This is a genomic window from Dactylosporangium siamense, assembly GCF_016862795.1.
Lineage (GTDB): Bacteria > Actinomycetota > Actinomycetes > Mycobacteriales > Micromonosporaceae > Dactylosporangium > Dactylosporangium siamense.
The window spans coordinates 67275-83986 of the sequence record NZ_BONQ01000151.1 but is presented as its reverse complement, the minus strand read 5'-3'; the positions used below and the strand labels follow the sequence as shown (position 1 = coordinate 83986).

Annotated in this window: 14 protein-coding genes; 7 read left to right on the top strand and 7 right to left on the bottom strand. The window is 70.8% G+C overall.

Going from position 1 to position 16712, the window contains the following annotated elements:
• Window positions 1-9: 9 nt before the first annotated feature.
• Entirely contained in the window at window positions 10-420 is a 411-nt protein-coding gene (locus Dsi01nite_RS46335) for a histidine kinase (RefSeq protein WP_203852846.1), read from the top strand.
• Window positions 421-592: 172 nt separating this feature from the next.
• On the opposite strand, the gene Dsi01nite_RS46330 is transcribed toward Dsi01nite_RS46335, so the two are convergent.
• Window positions 593-1981: a cytochrome P450 gene (locus Dsi01nite_RS46330; RefSeq protein WP_203852845.1), complete on the bottom strand. Its 1389-nt coding sequence runs from the start codon at window positions 1979-1981 to the stop codon at window positions 593-595.
• Between the two features lie 216 nt (window positions 1982-2197).
• Window positions 2198-3169 (bottom strand): AraC-like ligand-binding domain-containing protein, encoded by a 972-nt coding sequence (locus tag Dsi01nite_RS46325; protein WP_203852844.1) that lies wholly within the window; start codon window positions 3167-3169, stop codon window positions 2198-2200.
• 682 nt (window positions 3170-3851) lie between these two features.
• Here Dsi01nite_RS46325 and Dsi01nite_RS46320 point away from each other — a divergent pair.
• Window positions 3852-5378, top strand: a complete 1527-nt coding sequence (locus Dsi01nite_RS46320) for an amino acid adenylation domain-containing protein (protein ID WP_203852843.1) — start codon at window positions 3852-3854, stop codon at window positions 5376-5378.
• A 282-nt stretch (window positions 5379-5660) separates the two neighbouring features.
• Complete coding sequence (locus tag Dsi01nite_RS46315; protein ID WP_203852842.1) at window positions 5661-6098, top strand: hypothetical protein; 438 nt, start codon at window positions 5661-5663, stop codon at window positions 6096-6098.
• Here the strand turns inward: Dsi01nite_RS46315 and Dsi01nite_RS46310 are convergent.
• The 4 genes from Dsi01nite_RS46310 to Dsi01nite_RS46295 all read right to left on the bottom strand — a co-directional run bounded on the left by Dsi01nite_RS46310 (window position 6095) and on the right by Dsi01nite_RS46295 (window position 11535).
• Complete coding sequence (locus Dsi01nite_RS46310) at window positions 6095-6700, bottom strand: TetR/AcrR family transcriptional regulator (protein WP_203852841.1); 606 nt, start codon at window positions 6698-6700, stop codon at window positions 6095-6097. The two genes, Dsi01nite_RS46315 and Dsi01nite_RS46310, sit on opposite strands and share 4 nt — an antisense overlap.
• A 32-nt stretch (window positions 6701-6732) precedes the next feature.
• Window positions 6733-7470, bottom strand: coding sequence for an ABC transporter permease (locus tag Dsi01nite_RS46305; RefSeq protein ID WP_203852840.1), 738 nt, complete (start codon window positions 7468-7470; stop codon window positions 6733-6735).
• 3 nt (window positions 7471-7473) lie between these two features.
• Window positions 7474-8217 (bottom strand): ABC transporter ATP-binding protein, encoded by a 744-nt coding sequence (locus Dsi01nite_RS46300; RefSeq protein WP_203852839.1) that lies wholly within the window; start codon window positions 8215-8217, stop codon window positions 7474-7476.
• Between the two features lie 150 nt (window positions 8218-8367).
• Window positions 8368-11535, bottom strand: coding sequence for a midas domain-containing protein (locus Dsi01nite_RS46295; protein ID WP_203852838.1), 3168 nt, complete (start codon window positions 11533-11535; stop codon window positions 8368-8370).
• A 292-nt stretch (window positions 11536-11827) separates the two neighbouring features.
• Here Dsi01nite_RS46295 and hisI point away from each other — a divergent pair, with 292 nt between their 5' ends.
• The 4 genes from hisI to ligD are packed head-to-tail and all read left to right on the top strand — an operon-like array spanning window position 11828 to window position 15572.
• Window positions 11828-12181, top strand: a complete 354-nt coding sequence (gene hisI, locus Dsi01nite_RS57890; RefSeq protein ID WP_308442137.1) for a phosphoribosyl-AMP cyclohydrolase — start codon at window positions 11828-11830, stop codon at window positions 12179-12181.
• Window positions 12178-13713, top strand: coding sequence for an anthranilate synthase component I (locus Dsi01nite_RS46285; protein ID WP_203852836.1), 1536 nt, complete (start codon window positions 12178-12180; stop codon window positions 13711-13713). Before hisI ends, Dsi01nite_RS46285 begins: the two co-directional genes overlap by 4 nt.
• On the top strand, window positions 13710-14216 hold the full coding sequence (locus Dsi01nite_RS46280) for a Trp biosynthesis-associated membrane protein (RefSeq protein ID WP_203852835.1): 507 nt from the start codon (window positions 13710-13712) through the stop codon (window positions 14214-14216). The genes Dsi01nite_RS46285 and Dsi01nite_RS46280 overlap by 4 nt, the downstream gene beginning before the upstream one ends.
• A 9-nt stretch (window positions 14217-14225) precedes the next feature.
• The gene (gene ligD, locus Dsi01nite_RS46275; RefSeq protein WP_203852834.1) at window positions 14226-15572 is read left to right on the top strand and encodes a non-homologous end-joining DNA ligase; all 1347 of its coding nucleotides are present in this window, start codon (window positions 14226-14228) and stop codon (window positions 15570-15572) included.
• Here ligD and Dsi01nite_RS46270 read toward each other — a convergent pair.
• Window positions 15569-16669 (bottom strand): Kelch repeat-containing protein, encoded by a 1101-nt coding sequence (locus Dsi01nite_RS46270; protein WP_203852833.1) that lies wholly within the window; start codon window positions 16667-16669, stop codon window positions 15569-15571. The two genes, ligD and Dsi01nite_RS46270, sit on opposite strands and share 4 nt — an antisense overlap.
• Window positions 16670-16712 lie beyond the last annotated feature (43 nt).

Below are 16712 nucleotides of genomic sequence, written 5' to 3'. Positions count from 1 at the left end.
AGGTGGGCGATGCTCGTCGACTCGCGAGGGTCGCCCGCCGCCTCAAGCGCCGGACTGTTCCGCGTAGACCACCTCTCCACCCGTTTGCGGCGCACCCCGGAGAACCTCATCGTGCTGGCCGGGTCGAGCCCGGGCCGCGTCTGGCGGCGCACGATCCCGATGGCCGGCATCGTCCGCGGCGCCATCGCGGAGGTCGAGGACTCCGCGCGGGTCACGGTGTACCCGTTCGGGCCGGTCGACCTGGCCGGCCGGGCGGTCAGCGACGTGAGCCACCTGCTCGCCGAACTGGTCGAGAACGCGCTGTCGTTCTCGCCGCCGCACACCGAGGTCCACATCAAGGACCAGCTGGTCGGTGCCGGCTACGTGCCGGAGGTGGAGGACCGGGCCTGGGCATCGCGCCCGATGAGCTCGCCGAGCTGAACCAGCGCATCGCCAGCCAGCCCGAGTTCACCCTGGGCAGCGCCGCGCGGCTGGGGCTGTTCGTGGTGAGCCGGCCCGCCGAGCGGCACGGGATCCGGGTCCAGCTCAAGGAATCGGCGTACGGCGGGACGACGGCCGTCGTGCTGATCCCGAAGCCCGCAACCCCGGGGGTTCACCTGGGTGTCAGGTGCAGCCACACCGGGTGGCGTGGTTTGAGGGCCGCGGACACCATCGGAGCGACGCCCTTGGGGGCGTCGACCCGTACATCGAACCGGGCGAGCATCGCAGCCAGCGCAAGTTTCGCCTCGTAGGCGAAGAAATGCCTGCCCAGACAGCGATGCACGCCGCCGCCGAACGGAAACCAGGCATAGGGGTGTTGCTTGGCGGCGTCGGGCGCCCACCGCTCGGGGTCGAACCGGTGGGGATCCGGCCACAGCGACGCCATGCGCTGCGTCAGGTACGGGGAGACGATCACGGTGTCTCCGGGGACCATGGGGACGCCGTCGAGGACATCGGCCTGGACGACACCGCGGGGAAGCATCCACCCCGGCGGCCAGAGCCGCAAGGTCTCGTTCAGCACCATCTCGGTGTAGGCGAGGCCGTCCAGGTGTTCCGGCGTTACCCGCTGGCCGTGGCCCACGACCGTGTCGACCTCGGATTGCACCCTCGCGGCGATCTCCGGCCGGCCCGCCAGAGCGATCAGTGCCCAGGTCAGCGTGAGCGCTGTCGTTTCTGTGCCGGCGATGCTGAGGCCGACGAGGTTGTTGCGGACGAGCTCGATGTCGACATGGTCGCCGGCGGCGTCGGTTGCGTGGGCGAGCAGAGAGATGACGTCGGTGCTGGCCGGCTCCAACCGGGCCCGTTTCGCCACCGGGTACACGACGCTGTCGACCATGGCCCGGAGCTGGCGGAAGCGCCGATCGCCGGGCATCGGAAACCAGTCCGGAGCACCCGGGACCGCGATCCGGGACTGGATCGCCCGGAACGAGGCGTCGATGCCCACGCTGACCTGCCGGGCCTGCGACACCGACATCCGACTGCCGAAAAACGTCGCACCGAACACGCGGTGGGTAACTTCCATCATCTCCGAAACGAGCCTGACCGGCTGGTCGGCTCGTACCGCCAGGTCATCGAGTGTTGCATTGACCGCAGCGGCAATCGTGGGGATCATCGCCCTGATCGTCGGGCCGGTGAAGATGGGCATCAGAACGTCGTGACTGAGCCGCCAGGCCTCGCCCTCCGACGCGATTCCCGAGGTGCCCTGTAGCCGATCCATCACCTCCCACATCATGCCCTTGCGCAGGTACGTCTCTCGCGAGCCGTGCCAAACCTGCTGGACAAGGTCGGGATCCCCGACGAGGTACGGAGCGAACCCTGGCCTGAGCTGTAGCGACACCACGCCGCCCTGGTGTTTTTCGGTGACGTTCTCCAGGAAGGTCAACGGGTCTCGCAGCGCGCGAATGTTCGAATAGAGGCGGACCTTCGGCACCTGCGTCATCAAAACCGCCATTACGACGCCTTTCAGATCTGCCCGGTTGGCGCCCATGTTTGCCCGCAGCACCGCACAGCAATATAGATCGCAGCGCCTTGCCCGCAGTTGCCTCGTCCTCGCCCGGAGTCGCATCTGATCCGCGCTGGCAACAAGGTGACGCTGAAAGGCAACACGCGGGGCATCAGACGTCCTGGGACGCCCGCTGACTACAGATCTTGAAAGATGGGGTTCGATCGGCGTCGTCGGGAGGCGTCAGTCGATGCGCGAGCGTCCTGCCGGCAGGATCTACTGCTGGCGATACTCGGTGGGCGACATGCCGTATTTAGCAATGAATGCCCTGTTGAAGTGGGATCTGTCGGGGTATCCCCAGCGCGCCCCGATGGCGTGGGCGGGCTTACCGCGCAGGGCGGGATTGGCCAAGTCACGCCGGCAGCGTTGCAAGCGGCGCGTGCGGATCAGCTCGGCGACCGGGGTCATCTCGGTCCGGAAGAGGCGATGGAGCGTGGACGTTGAGATGTTGTGCGCAGCAGCGATCGTTTGCGGGCCCAACGTCGGGTCCCCGATGTTGTCATCGATGAACGCGTCGATGCGGGAGCGCAGCAGCCCGTGCCGGACATCGCTGGGCAGGGATCCCACGGCGTTCAGTTGCTGGGCGAGCATGGCGGCGATCAGGTCGAGGGTGGTGTTGCCGAGGAAGCCGGCTTCAGACGTGTCGAACTGGTCAGGGTGCGCGGCGATGTGTTGCAGGTGTCGCGCGAGCAGGGCGCCCATCCCGCTGTCCGATGGCAGGGACGCACCGAACAGGGCGCTGACCTTGTGGTGAGGGATGGGCAGGTGCGAGTGCGGGATGACGGCGACGACGGAGCTCACGGGTTCCGGCCGCACGGCTGGAATGCCGTGGGACGCCTCGTACGGGCGGGAGCTGGTCAACAGTGTGAAATGTCCCGGCTGGATGGCTGCCTCGCGGCGGTCCTGCTGAACCGTGCCGACGCCTGACGTCAACAGCGCCAGGTGGTACTGCTCCGGGTCGGATCGACGAATCAGCCGCGTCGTCCTACGAGTGGTGAGCGACGGGAACGAGAGCGACGTAAGCGTGAGCGGCCCCAAGCCTGTCAGTCGCATTCGGGCGTCGAAGTCATGGGCGTGCGTGCTGGCGATCTGGTTGGGTGCGATCTCTTTGGCCACGAGTTCCGACCAGTAGTCGAAGCGGTCAGCTGGCGGGAGTGGTGACAGGTCCACAGTGTGCGTCGCCAGCATCTCCGATCACACCCCCGTACTCCAGGACCGTTCCCGGTGCTCCAGGACAGTTCCTGGCGGACCGCAGCCGTGAGGCCGTCGGCAATGGACACCGACCAGCCCGGGCGCGCCGGTGCCCGTGACGCGAGCACATTCGCCGACGTGAGCCTATCCAACGCGGCCGATGTGCGCTGACCCGGAAGTCTCGACCAGGCAGGAGATCGCGCGCCGGCATAGTTCCAGGAGGCGACCATGACGAACTCGACCTGCGGCCAGGACAACCCCGTCCGGCTCTTCAAGGGGTACTTGAGGCGCATTGGCCACAGGGTGATCCGGATTGGCAACGTCCGAGGCGGCACATGCTCGCAGACTGGCCATCGATCGTCCTGATCGCGGGCGGAACTGTGAATCGGGTGAACGGGGGTGCGATGAAGCGGCCGCGGGTGCCATCTCATCGCTCCGCTTCGCCGGTCGCCGTTGGGCTGCTAGGCCGCATGCGGCCCAGCGACGACCCCGCCCGACGCTCCTCGTCCCCAGGTACACACCGTCCCGGGGACGAGGAGCGCTCACGGCACCGACAGAGCTTCGAAGCCGAGTCGTTGTGCACTGAATGGTCGCGCCGCCGCCACGTCGATGATCAAGCGTCCGTAGGCGACATCGCCGCCACCAAGAAGGACGGGGGCAATTGATGGTGTCGACCAACATGGGTGAGAGCCTCATCCACGATCGGATCTGGCATCACGCGCAGCGCCGACCGGACATGCCTGCGGTCATCGACGGCAACCACATCTTCAGCTACCGGGAGTTGATCGAGCGGGCGGAGCGGGTGGGCGGATATCTGCTGCAGCTCGGTGCTGGCCGGGATCAGGTCGTCGGCCTGTCGTTCCCGCGGTCGATGGCCGGTCTCGTGCACCTGCTGGGCGTTTTGTGGTCTGGCGCTGCCGTGCTGTACCTCGACCCCGACTGGCCCCAACAGTGCCTGGACCAGATGACGGCTGCCTGCGACGTGTCGCTCATCCTGAGCGAGCAGGGGATCCGCGTACTCGACGCCGAATACTCTCCGTCGGCAGCGCCAGGGGTGCTGGCGGGGATCGACGGTGACTCGTTGTGCTACGTCGTGTTCACCTCCCGCTCGACCGGCGTGCCGCGGGGAGTCCTGGTCGAGCACCAGGGTGCGGCGAACATGGCCGCAGCGCTGGCCGAGACCTTCGGCGTGGGCGTGGGCACCCGGGTGCTGCAGTTCGCGGCCCTCAGCTGGGACGCGGCGATGTGCGAGATCTTCTTGACCCTCTCCGCCGGTGGCACGCTGGTCCTGGCGCCCGACGCGGCCCGGGTCCGTGGTGCAGCGCTCGCCGGAGTGCTGCGACGCCACGCGGTCGAGGTGGTCACGCTGACGCCGTCGGTGCTGGACGCGGTTCCCGTCGTTGACCTGCCAGCGCTGCGCACCGTCGTGTCGGTCGGGGAGCGCTGCCACCCCGACCTGGTGCGGCGATGGACGTCAGCGGCCCGGCGCGTGCTCAACTGGTACGGACCCACCGAGGCGACCGTCGCCGTCACCGTCGGCGTGTGCGTACCCGGCGAGGACATCGACATCGGCGTGCCGCTGCCCAATGTGCTCGTGCGGGTCGTTGACGGCGACGGGCGTGACGTGCCGGCCGGTGTTCCCGGCGATCTGCTGGTCGGCGGTGTCGGTGTCGCCCGCGGATACGCGAGGCAGCCCCAGTTGACGGCGGCCCGGTTCGTCGTCGACGACCAAGGGTGCCGGTGGTACCGCACCGGTGACCTCGTCTCCCAGCGGCCCGACGGCACGCTGACGTACATCGGCCGCGACGACAACCAGGTCAAGCTCCGGGGACACCGCGTGGAGCTCGGCGACGTCGAGCAGATGCTCCGCACACATCCGTACGTGCGCTCGTGCGCGGCCACGATCGTCGGCGACAGGCTCGTCGCGTTCGTGGTCGGCGTCGACACCAGCGTCGATGCCCGCCGTGCGGCCATCGACCACGCGCACGTCTGGCTGCCGGCCTACCTGCAGCCCAGCGAAGTGCATGCGGTGGCCGCACTCCCGCTCACGGACAACGGTGAACTCGACCGGCCCGCGATCGCCCGATGGGCAATGACCTACCTGACCGCCTACCCGGCAACGGCCCGACCAGCGTCCGGTGCGACGCCGCGGCGTCAATTCCTGCGGTGCTCGAGCAGGTGCTGCAGATCGTCGGGCGGATCCTGAAGGTCCTGAAGGTCCCTGTCGCAGCCGGAACCGACGTTCTTCGACCTCGGCACATCAAGGCCCAGCAAGGCATCGTGACAACCGGCAAGCAGAGCACGCCGCGCGGGCGATCAACCAGCTGCCGATCCGCGGTCCGAGATCATCGCCACCGCACCGGAGGCACCTGGTGCCGGTCTGGTCGGAATGCCGGTATGGATCTGGACAACCGTCAGCCCCGGGCGATCGATGGAACCGCCGCGCGTCGGGGTGGTGACGTGCGCCTCAGGACCTAGAGTGGCTGATGTGCCAGCCGGGGGGCGTCGATATGTGCCGATGCAGGTCCGGGTCGCGGTGACCGGGTTCAACGCGATCGGCGGCGTCATGTTGACCCTCGCGCTCACGGCGCTCGGGGTGCTGCTGTCGGGGATGCAGGTCGACCCGGTCAACCAGGGTGGCACCGGCTATCTCGACTTCGTGCTGTTCTTCAATGCGGTGCTGTTCCTGTTTCCGCTGGCGGTGGTGCTGGTGTTCCTCGGCACGCGGATCAAGCGCGGCGAGCACTGGGCCTGGCTGGCGAGCCTGGTGTTCTGGGCGTTCGTCGGCACGATGGCGCCGCTGCTGACGTGGCTGCTGCCGGCGCCGCTGCCGTTCGCGGTGGTGCCGGTGTGCTGCGCCGCCGGGCTGGTCGGTCTGCTCCTGACGCCGCAGGCCAGGATGCACTGCGCCGACGTGGACGACTAGTCGGGCGCGGGCGAGTACAGGGGCTCGGAGAGGTATCGCTGGATCGTCGGCGCGATGCTGTGCACGAGCTCCTCCTGGGACATCGAGGCCATCGGCTCGACCTTGAGGATGTAGCGGACCATGACGATGCCCGCCATCTGCGACGCGACCAGGGCGGCGCGGCGCGGGGCCTCGGCGGGGTCGAGCTGCAGGTGGCCGATCGCCCGGCGCAGGACCTGGGTGACCAGGAACTCGCGCAGCATCCGCGCGGACCACTCGTGCTGCAGGGCGCTGCGGAACAGGGCCGCCGCCGAGGAGCCGGCCGGGGAGTCCCACACGCCGAGGAACGTGCGGACGAGCCGCTCGCCGACGCCGTCGAGGCCCGCCTCGAAGATCTTCGGGATCACCTCACCGGGGTCGATCGGCGCTTCCATCGTGGCGAGGAACAGCTTGTCCTTCGCGCCGAAGTAGTGGTGCACCAGCGCCGGGTCGACCCCGGCGCTGGTCGCGATCTGGCGGATGGACGCTCCGTCGTAGCCGCGCTCGGCGAACGCCTGGCGGGCGGCGCTCAGGATCGCCTGGCGGGTGTCCTGGTTGCCGGGGCGTCGTCCGGTGCGAGCCATGTGCCTCTTTCCGTCGTTCCGGGGGCCGTCGTTCAGGGGGTACGTCGGCGCAGCGTGGCCGCACCGAGCAAGAGTGCCACGATGACGCACCCGACGATGACGCCGAGGTCCCGCCACATGACGCCGGTCGGTTCGGTGTTGGCGCCGAGTTCGGTGAGTGCCTGCACCGCGTAGGACATGGGCAGGACGTCACTGATCGCCTGCAGCCAGCCGGCCATCTGGTCGCGGGGCTGCAGCAGCCCGCAGAGCAGCACCTGCGGCAGGACCACCGCGGGCATGAACTGCACGGCCTGGAACTCGCTGTTGGCGAACGCGCTCACGAGCAGACCGAGCGCCATGCCGAGCACCGAGTTGCCGACCGCGATCACGCCGACGAGCCACGCCGGTCCGAGGGTGTCCAGGCCGAGGAGGAGGTACGCGAGCGCCGACGCGATCGTTGCCTGCACCGCTGCGGCGACGGCGAACGCGATGCCGTAGCCGAGCAGGATGTCGACCTTGCCGATCGGGGTGGTGAGCAGCCGCTCGAGGGTGCCGGTGGTCCGTTCGCGGAGCATCGCCACGCTGGTCAGCAGGAACATGATCACGAGGGGGAACACGCCCAGCATGATCAGGCCGATGCGGTCGAACAGCAGGGGATTGTTGTCGTACAGGTAGCGCAGGAGCGTCAGCAGCACCGTCGGCACGACGAGGATCAGCGCGATCGTGCGCCGGTCGTGCCGGAGCTGCCGCAGGATGCGGCCGGCGGTCGCGAACGTCAAACGGGCGGACATGGCTCAGGCCACCTTCTCTTTGTCTGATTCCTGGACGGACTCCTGGGCTTGCACGAGTCGCAGGAACGCCTCTTCCAGATCGTCGGTGCCGGCCCGCTCCCGCACGGCGGCGGGCGACTCGTCGGCGATGAGCAGTCCCTCGCGGACCAGCAGGAGCCGGTCGCAGCGCCCCGCCTCGTCCATCACGTGACTCGACACCAGCAGCGTCGAGCCGGCCCTGGCCAGGGCGTGGAACCGTTGCCACAGCTCGTTGCGCAGCACCGGGTCCTGTCCGACGGTGGGTTCGTCCAGCACGAGCAGCTGCGGCTTGCTCACGATCGCGCAGGCCAGGGAGGCGCGGGCCCGCTGGCCGCCGGAGAGCGTCCCGACGAGCTGGTCCTTCGCCTGGCTCAGCCCCACGTCGGACACGGCCGCGTCGGCCTCGGCGGCGCCCAGCCCGTACAGGGAGGCGAAGTACCGCGCGTTCTCCTTGACGGTCAGGTCGGCGTAGACGCTCGGCGCCTGCGTCAGGTAGCCCACCTTGTCCCGCAGCGGCTTCGACCCCGCCGGGTGCCCCAGCACCGTCACCGTGCCGCTGACGATCTGCTGCACGCCGACGACCGCGCGCATGAACGTGGTCTTGCCGCTGCCGCTCGGTCCGAGCAGCCCCGTGACGCTCCCGCTGGGCACCGAGCAGGTGAAGTCGTGCAACACCCGTCGTTTGCCGCGCGCGACGACGAGGTGCTCGACCTCGATCGCGTTGGTCATCTTCGATTCCTCCGGTCAGGAAATAACTCAACGGCTGATGAACTCAACGGTAAATGAAATCTTGGAGGTGCGTCAAACACGAAATCGGGGCGGACCGATACCTCGGTCCGCCCCGTTCTCCCCGTCGCCGGGTCGTGTCGCTCTTCGTGGCTAGAGCGCCAGGACGCGCTCCAGGAACTCCTTGTACTGCCGCAACGCCACCCGCAGCGCCTCGGTGTCCGGGTGCTTCGCCGTCCGGTGCGGGTCGATCGCGAGCTGCTGCTCCTGCAACTTCTCCGCAAGTGTCTCGATGGCGTCACTCACCACCGCGGACGCCCGCGTCAACGCCTTCACCGGGTCGTCGACGAACTTCGACTCCGCCTTCACCAGCCGCGACCGGAACTTGTCCGCCCGCTTCGGCTTCCACAGCACGATCCGCTGCTCGTTCACGTCACCGGGGCGGAGGGGGAGGGCTGCGACGGCCGCGTACTCGAGCTCGTCGTCCTCCTCGTCCACCTCCTCGTCGGCGTCGTCGTCGCTCGCTTCGGCGACAGGCTCGTCGTCCTCGTCCTCGTCCTCGTCAGCCTCGGCTTCGGCGGTGGGCTCGTCGTCTTCGTCGTCTTCGTCCTCGTCGGTGTCGGCCTCGGCTGCGGGCTCCTCGTCGGCCTCGGTGTCGGCCTCGGCGTCCTCGGCTTCGGCGGTCGGCTCCGTGGCCTCGTCGTCCTCGTCATCGTCAGCCTCGGCTGCGGCGACGGGCTCGTCGTCCTCGTCGTCGCTGTCGGCCTCGGCGACGGGCTCGTCGTCGTCGCTGTCGGCCTCAGCGGTGGGCTCGGCCTCGGCTTCGTCGCTGGTCTCGACGGCGCCGGCGGTCAGCTCGTCGACGTCGGCAACCAGGTCGACGTCGTCGGCGCCGCTGTCGTCGCTGTTGTCGACGCCGCTGTCGATGGCCTCGGCCAGGACGTCTGCCGGGGTCTCGTCCTCCGCGGCCGGTTCGGTGCCGTCCGCCTCGTCCTCCGTGTCGGCGGCGTCGGTCTCGTCGTCGGCCTCTGCCACGGCGTCCTCGGCAACGTCGCCGTCCGCGTCCTCGGTCGCTGCGGCCTCCGGCTCGTCGTCCTCGCCGGCCGCCTCGACGTCCAGGTCGGTCTCCGCGGCGGCCTCCTCGACTTCAGCGTCCGGCTCGTCCTCGGCGGTGGCTTCGGCTTCCGGCTCGTCCTCGGCGACGGCTTCGTCGGCGGCTGCTTCCTCGGTGGTGTCTTCGGCTTCAGCGTCCGGCTCATCCTCGGCGGTGGCTTCGGCTTCCGGCTCGTCCTCGGCGACGGCTTCGTCGTCGGCTGCTTCCTCGGTGGTGCCTTCGGCCTCAGCGTCCGGCTCGTCGTCGGCCGTCTCGGCCACCGGCTCCTCTTCGACCGTGGCCTCAGCCTCGGGCTCACCAGCCTCGTCGTCGGCCGCGGCTTCGTCGGCAGCGGCCTCTGCGTCGGTGTCGACCGCGGCTTCGGCTTCCGGCTCGTCATCGGCGGCGTCGTCCTCAGCGACCGCTTCGTCGGTGGTCTCCTCGACCACGGCCTCGGGCTCCTCGTCGGACTCCGACTCGGCCGCCGGCTCCTCAGCGGCGGCCTCGTCCTCAGCCTCCGCGACCGGCTCGTCCTCGGCGACGGCCTCTTCGACAGCCTCGTCCTCGATGGCCGCCTCTTCGACAGCCTCGGGTTCGTCGGTGGTGTCAGCTTCCTCGGCGTCGGCGTCGGCGTCGGCGTCGGCGTCGGCGGTCGAGTCCTCGGCGGCAACCTCTTCCAGGGCCTCGGGCTCGCCTTCCTCGGCCTCCGCGGTCGGCTCGTCCTCGGCTGCGGCCTCTTCGACGGCGTCGGCCACTTCAGCGTCGGCCTCGGCGGCCGGCTCCTCGTCTACGGCGTCCGCCTCGTCAGCGTCGGCCTCAGCGGCCGGCTCCTCGTCTACGGCGTCGGTCTCCTCGGCGGAGACCTCCTCCAGAGCCTCGGGCTCGTCGGAGGCTTCGGCTTCGTCGGCCTCTGCGGTGGGCTCGTCCTCCGCGGCGGCCTCTTCGACGGCGTCGGTGGTGTCGGCGGCGTCAGCGTCGGCTTCGGCGGCCGGTTCTTCGTCTGCGGCAGCTTCCTCGGTGGGGACCTCTTCGACTGCTTCGGGCTCGTCGGTGGTCTCGGCTTCCGCGGCGGGCTCGTCCTCGGCGTCGGCTTCCGCGGCCGGTTCCTCGTCAGCGGCTGCTTCCTCGGTGGGGACCTCTTCGACGGCTTCGGGCTCTTCGGCGGTCTCTGGCTCGGCTGCGGCCTCGTCGACGGCCTCTGGCTCTTCGGTGGTGTCGGTTTCCTCGGTGTCGGTTTCGGCGGCCGGTTCCTCGGCAGCGTCGGTCTCTTCGGCGGAGACCTCTTCGACGGCCTCGGGCTCTTCGACGGCTTCTGGCTCGGCTGCGGCCTCGTCGACGGCCTCTGGCTCTTCGGTGGTGTCGGCGGCGTCAGCGTCGGCTTCGGCGGCCGGTTCCTCGTCAGCGTCGGTCTCCTCGGCGGAGACCTCTTCGACGGCCTCGGGCTCTTCGACGGCTTCTGACTCGGCTGCGGCCTCGTCGACGGCGGCAGCTTCCTCGGTGTCGGTTTCGGCGGCCGGTTCCTCGGCAGCGTCGGCTTCTTCGGCGGAGACCTCTTCGACGGCCTCGGGCTCGTCGGCTTCCACGATGGCCTGGGCCTCGTCGACGGCGTCGGTCTCTTCGGTGTCGGCTTCGGCGGCCGGTTCCTCGTCTGCGGTGGTCTCCTCGGCGGAGATCTCCTCCAGGGCCTCAGGCTCGTCGGTGGTTTCAGCCGCGACCTCTTCGACGGCCTCGGGCTCGTCGGCGGTCTCCGACCCGGCCGCGACCTCTTCGACGGCCGAGTCGGAGAGCGCGTCGGCCTCCGTCGCGTCGAGGGCCGCTTCGGCCGTCTCCGGGTCGTCAACGGTGGTGAGGGTGTCGGTCGCTTGGAGGTCGGCGGTCGGGACGGACTCGGCGGCGTCTGCGTCGACCCCAGCGGCCGGCTCCTCGTCGGTGGCGGCGGCATCCTCGTCGGCCGGGCCGACGATGTCGGAGATGTCATCGGGCACGGCGACCGTGATCGCCGCGGTGTCCGCCAGTGCCGGCTCGGCCTCCTCCGCCGAAACCGAGGACTCCGGGGACTCCTCAGCCACCGCTGCGGAAGCGGCGGATTCCGGGGATGCGTCGGCAGCGGCCTCGACCGGTGGGGTGATGTCCTCGACGGGCTGGCGCTGCTCGGGGACGCCCGGTGGGGTCGTGACTTCCGGGGAGGGGCTCGACTGGTCGTTCGGCGGGGTGAAGTTGGGATACATGGGCGGGGTCCTCCGTCCGCTCGGTCCGAACGGGGGGAGGGGCCACCCGCTCAGACTGCTGTGGGCTCAGCGCTGGGGTCGCGGACGCCGGGAGGCCGAACGGCGCCCGGCCCGATGCCGCCGAGCCGACGGCAGGCGGGACCCCCGGGCGAGGAGGGTCGGCCGACGGCAGGCGGGGAGGGATGAGCGACCGCCCAGACTTCCGTGCGGCGCACCGTCAAGGTACTCCGCAAACACGACCAGCCATAGACCCCAAACCGGCGAGAGAGGGCCGTGCGGGAGAATTAACGACGTGTCGTCGAACCTTGATCCAGAAGTCGCGGACCGTCTGCTGCGTAACGAGGCCGGGTTGGTGCCTGCGATCGTGCAGGAGCACGGGACCGGGCAGGTGTTGATGTTGGCCTGGATGGACGACGAGGCGTTGCACCGGACGTTGACGACGGGTCGGGCGACGTACTGGTCGCGCGGCCGCAAGGAGTACTGGGTGAAGGGCGAGACGTCCGGGCACGCCCAGCATGTCCGGTCGGTCGCGATCGACTGTGACGGCGACACGCTGCTGGTCACGGTCGAGCAGACCGGGTCGGCCTGCCACACGGGCAACCACACCTGCTTCTACACCCCGCTGAGCTTGGAGAGCGCACAGTGACGACCGGTGCCGTGGCGCCCGACGAGGCGACGTTCCGTGAGCTCGCCAGGACCCGGCGGGTGGTGCCGGTGACGCGGCGGCTGCTCGCCGACGGGGAGACGCCGGTCGGGGTGTACCGCAAGCTCGCCGGCGGGCCGGGCACGTTCCTGCTCGAGTCCGCCGAGCAGGGCGCCGGGGCCGCGGGTGCGGTCTGGTCGCGGTACAGCTTCATCGGCGTGCGCAGCACGGCCACCCTGATCGAGCGGGACGGCGGCGCGCACTGGCTCGGCGACCCGCCGGCCAACATCCCGACGGAGGGCGACCCGACGCACGTCCTCAGAAAGACCGTCGAAGCGCTCACGGGGGACGACGCCGACCTCGGACACCTCAACCTGCCACCGCTGTCGGGCGGGTTGGTCGGGTTCCTCTCCTATGACGCGGTCCGGCGGTTCGAGAAGCTGCCGGAGCTCGCCGAGGACGACCTGCACCACCCCGAGCTGGGCATGATGCTGGCGACGGACCTGGTGGCCCTGGACCACTTCGAGGGCGCGGCGCTGCTCATCGCCAACGCGATCCTGCCGGACAGGGGCGCCGACGAGGCGACCGTCACGGCGGCGTACCACCAGGCGATCGGCCGCCTCGACGCGATGACGAGCGCGCTGTCCAGGCCGACCCCGCCGATGGTGTCCACAGTGGACAAGGTAGCCAGCGGCGAAACCGTCAGCCGGACCGAAAAGGGGGGTTACCCGAAGGCGGTCGAGGCGGCCAAGGAGGCGATCCGGGCCGGGGAGTGCTTCCAGATCGTGGTCGCCCAGCGGTTCGAGCGGGCCACGGACGCCGACCCGCTCGACGTGTACCGGGTGCTGCGCTCCACGAACCCGAGCCCGTACATGTACCTGCTGCGCTTCGAAGGCTTCGACGTCGTCGGCTCGTCGCCGGAGGTGCACGTCAAGGTCGACGGGCGGCGCGCGCTGCTGCACCCGATCGCGGGGACCAGGTGGCGGGGCGCGACACCCGAGGAGGACAACGCCCTCGCCGCGGACCTGCTCGCCGACCCGAAGGAACGCGCCGAGCACGTGATGCTCGTCGACCTGGCCCGCAACGACCTGGGCCGGGTCTGCAAGCCGGGGACCGTCGAGGTGCCCGAGTTCATGACGGTCGAGCGCTACAGCCACGTCATGCACATCGTGTCCACGGTCGTCGGCGAGCTCAACGACGACCGGACCGCGTTCGACACCCTGGCCGCGACGTTCCCGGCCGGGACCCTGTCCGGGGCGCCGAAGGTCCGGGCGATGGAGATCATCGAGGAGCTCGAACCGACCCGGCGCGGCCTGTACGGCGGTGTCGTCGGCTACTTCGGGTTCGGCGGCGACATGGACACCGCCATCGCGATCCGGACCGCGCTGATGCGGGACCGGATGGCGTACGTGCAGGCGGGCGCCGGGATCGTGGCCGACTCGGACCCCCTGGCCGAGGAGACGGAGACCAGGAACAAGGCCGCCGCCGTCCTCGCCGCGATCGCGACCGCCGAAACCTTGCGACCGGCCCGATGAACGGACGACGGGGCCTGACCCTCACGACGCTCGCGACCGCGGTCGCGTCGGCGGTCGTGCTGTTCGCCGCGACCCGCAACTGGGACGCGGTCATGACGCATCAGGTGTCGCCGCTGCCGCCGATGACCGACTACCGGACGGGCTCGGAGATGTCGCCGTGGCTGCCGGCGCTCGGCGCGGTCGGTCTCGCCGGCGCCGGTGCACTGCTGGCGACCAGGAGGAAGCTGCGGACCGTCGTCGGCGGCCTCCTCGCGCTCACGGGCATCGGCATCATCGGCGCGGTGCTCGAGACCCTGCAGCACCGCATCGACGTGGGCTGGCCGATCCTGACGCTGGTCGCCGCGGCGACGATCACGGCCGCCGGCGGTGTCGCGATCAGGAGCAGTGACACCTGGCCGGAGATGGGCGCGCGGTACGAGCGGCCGGAGACCACCCCGAAACCAGGACAGACGCAGTTGTGGGACGCGCTCGACCGGGGCGAGGATCCGACCGCCGACAAGTAGGGTCGCCGTATGGCGAGCAGCAGCAAGGAAGTCCTCGAGGTCGCCGGGCGTGAGGTGACCGTCACCAACCCCGACAAGGTGTACTTCCCGAAGTCCGGCCGCACCAAGCTCGACGTCGTGCGCTACTACGTCGCCGTCGCCGAGGGCGCCCTGCGCGGCGCCGGCGGGCGGCCGATGGCGTTGAAGCGCTACGTCAACGGCATCGAGGGCGAGGCGTTCTTCCAGAAGCGCGCGCCGGAGAAACGGCCCGAGTGGATCGAGACGGCGCAGCTGCGGTACCCGTCGGGCCGCACCGCCGAGGAGGTCGTCCTGCGCGACGCCGCCCAGCTCGCCTGGGTGGTCAACCTCGGCTGCCTGGAGCTGCACACGCACTCGGTCCTCGCCGAGGACGTCGATCACCCCGACGAGCTGCGCATCGACCTGGACCCGGTGCCGGGCGTGCCGTGGTCGCAGGTCGTCGAGGTGGCGCTGGTCGCCCGGGACGTCCTCGCCGACCACGGGCTGGTCGGATGGCCGAAGACCTCCGGTTCGCGCGGGTTTCACGTGTACGCCCGGATCCAGCCGAACTGGACCTTCGCCGAGGTGCGGCGGGCGGCGGAGGGCTTCGCCAGGGAGGTGGCCCGCCGGGCCCCGGACATCGCGACCGGCGCCTGGTGGAAGGAGGAGCGGCACGGGGTCTTCGTCGACTACAACCAGAACGCGAAGGACCACACGACGGCATCCGGCTACTCGGTGCGCCCCTCCGAGGAGGCCCGCGTCTCCACCCCGCTCACCTGGGACGAGGTGCCGGGGTGCGACCCGGCCGCGTACACGATGGAGTCCGTCCAGGGCCGGCCGGACGCGTGGGCCGGCATCGAGGACAGCCGCGGGGACCTGACGGCGCTGCTCGAGCTCGCGGCGACCTACAAGAAGCAGGCGCCGGCGAAGAAGGGCACGGGCCGCCGGACGCCGAGCATGCCCCTGATCGAGATCGCCCGGGCCGCGACGAAGGAGGAGGCCCTGGCGGGCCTCGAACGGTGGAAGGCCCGGCACCCGGCGGTGTGGCCGCTGCTGGAGCCCGCCGACGTGCTCGTCGACTCGATGCGCGGCATCAACAGCCTCTGGACCCGCATCCGGCTCAACCTGGTGCACGTGCCGGAGGCGGACCGCCCCGCGCAGGAGCCGCTCGAGGTCGACTACGACCCGTTCGCGAAGTGGAAGGAAATGCAGGCCCGCGGCGAGACCCCGGCCCGCTGGCGACGCCCCACCGACGAAACCGCGGAAGAGACCACCGAAGAATCCGCGGAAGCGACCACCGAAGAAACCGCGGAAGCGACCACCGGAGAGCCCACGGCCGAGCCCACCGAAAGCGGCTAGACCCGCAGCAGGTGGCCGTCGCCGAGGTTGCGCCCGGCGTCGTGCTCGACCGCGCCGCCCCAGAGGAAGAGCAGGTCCGGGCCGGCCACCAGGGTCGCGGCGAACCGCTGGCCGCCGGGCGGGTCCGACACGCGCAGCCAGTCGCCGGTCGCCGGGTCGAGCAGGTGGCCGCCGACGGTGACCCGGCCGCCGGTGCTGAGCGCCGGGTCGATCGGCAGCGAACCGGCCGGCCGCGGCGGCTGCGGCAGCGGCCGCCACTGCCCGGTGGCGACGGTGAGCAGGCCGCCCTCGGGGTAGGCGCGGCCCCAGTTGCCCACCTGCCCGCCGTCGGCGTGGCCGGTGCCGGTCCACACGACCGTGCCGGCCGCCACCGCCAGGCTGGAGTGCAGGACCTCGGTGCCGGTGGGCGCCGCCCACGTCGTCAGCGCCGCGTCGAGGGCGGCCAGCCGCACCAGCGACGGCTTGGTGGCGCCGGGGTCCGGGACGAGGTCCTCCGCGGCCAGCAGCAGCCGGTCGCCGGCCCACACCGCCATCCGGTTGAACGACGGGCCGAGCGGGTCGTCGGGCAGCACCCGCCACGCGCCTTTCGCGGCGTCGAACGCCGCGTCCACGGTCGCGCCGTGCTCGTCGGTGCCGGCGACGAGCACCGGCGTGCCGCCCGCGTCGAGCAGCTGCCCGGCACCCGGCGGCGACGGAAGCGTCGTCCAGGCGGCGCCGTCGTACCCCAGGAACGCCGCGTCACGGGTCAGCGCGTAGAGCCGGCCGCCGGCGGCGACGAGCTGGTCGCCGGGGCCCAGCGGCACGGGGGCCGCGGGGATCGGCTGCCAGGTGCCGGCCGCCGGGTCGTACGCGGCGCCGTCGGTCAGGGCGGGCGTCGGCGCGCAGTCCGCCTGGGGCGGGCACGGCACGCCCGCCGAGCCGCCCACGACGACGAACCGCCGGCCGTCCCACACGCCGAGCGCGTCGTGCCGGGGCGAGAGGGGGCCCGCGGCCACCGCGGCCCAGGAACGGTCGCCCGGCGGCGGGGCGTGGTCGTCCACCGCCGCACAGCCGGTCACGGTCACCGCGACGGCGAGGGTCGCGAGGCTCCTCCGCATGCCAGCAGTATGTCGCGGGACACGGCGCCGGTGGGGGCCGAGA

Coding starts and splice junctions, on each gene's coding strand:
- Dsi01nite_RS46335 (WP_203852846.1), top strand. CDS start 10: ATGCTCGTCGACTCGCGAGGGTCGCCCGCCGCCTCAAGCGCCGGACTG.
- Dsi01nite_RS46325 (WP_203852844.1), bottom strand. CDS start 3,169: ATGCTGGCGACGCACACTGTGGACCTGTCACCACTCCCGCCAGCTGAC.
- Dsi01nite_RS46320 (WP_203852843.1), top strand. CDS start 3,852: ATGGGTGAGAGCCTCATCCACGATCGGATCTGGCATCACGCGCAGCGC.
- Dsi01nite_RS46310 (WP_203852841.1), bottom strand. CDS start 6,700: ATGGCTCGCACCGGACGACGCCCCGGCAACCAGGACACCCGCCAGGCG.
- Dsi01nite_RS46305 (WP_203852840.1), bottom strand. CDS start 7,470: ATGTCCGCCCGTTTGACGTTCGCGACCGCCGGCCGCATCCTGCGGCAG.
- Dsi01nite_RS46300 (WP_203852839.1), bottom strand. CDS start 8,217: ATGACCAACGCGATCGAGGTCGAGCACCTCGTCGTCGCGCGCGGCAAA.
- Dsi01nite_RS46295 (WP_203852838.1), bottom strand. CDS start 11,535: ATGTATCCCAACTTCACCCCGCCGAACGACCAGTCGAGCCCCTCCCCG.
- Dsi01nite_RS46280 (WP_203852835.1), top strand. CDS start 13,710: ATGAACGGACGACGGGGCCTGACCCTCACGACGCTCGCGACCGCGGTC.
- ligD (WP_203852834.1), top strand. CDS start 14,226: ATGGCGAGCAGCAGCAAGGAAGTCCTCGAGGTCGCCGGGCGTGAGGTG.
- Dsi01nite_RS46270 (WP_203852833.1), bottom strand. CDS start 16,669: ATGCGGAGGAGCCTCGCGACCCTCGCCGTCGCGGTGACCGTGACCGGC.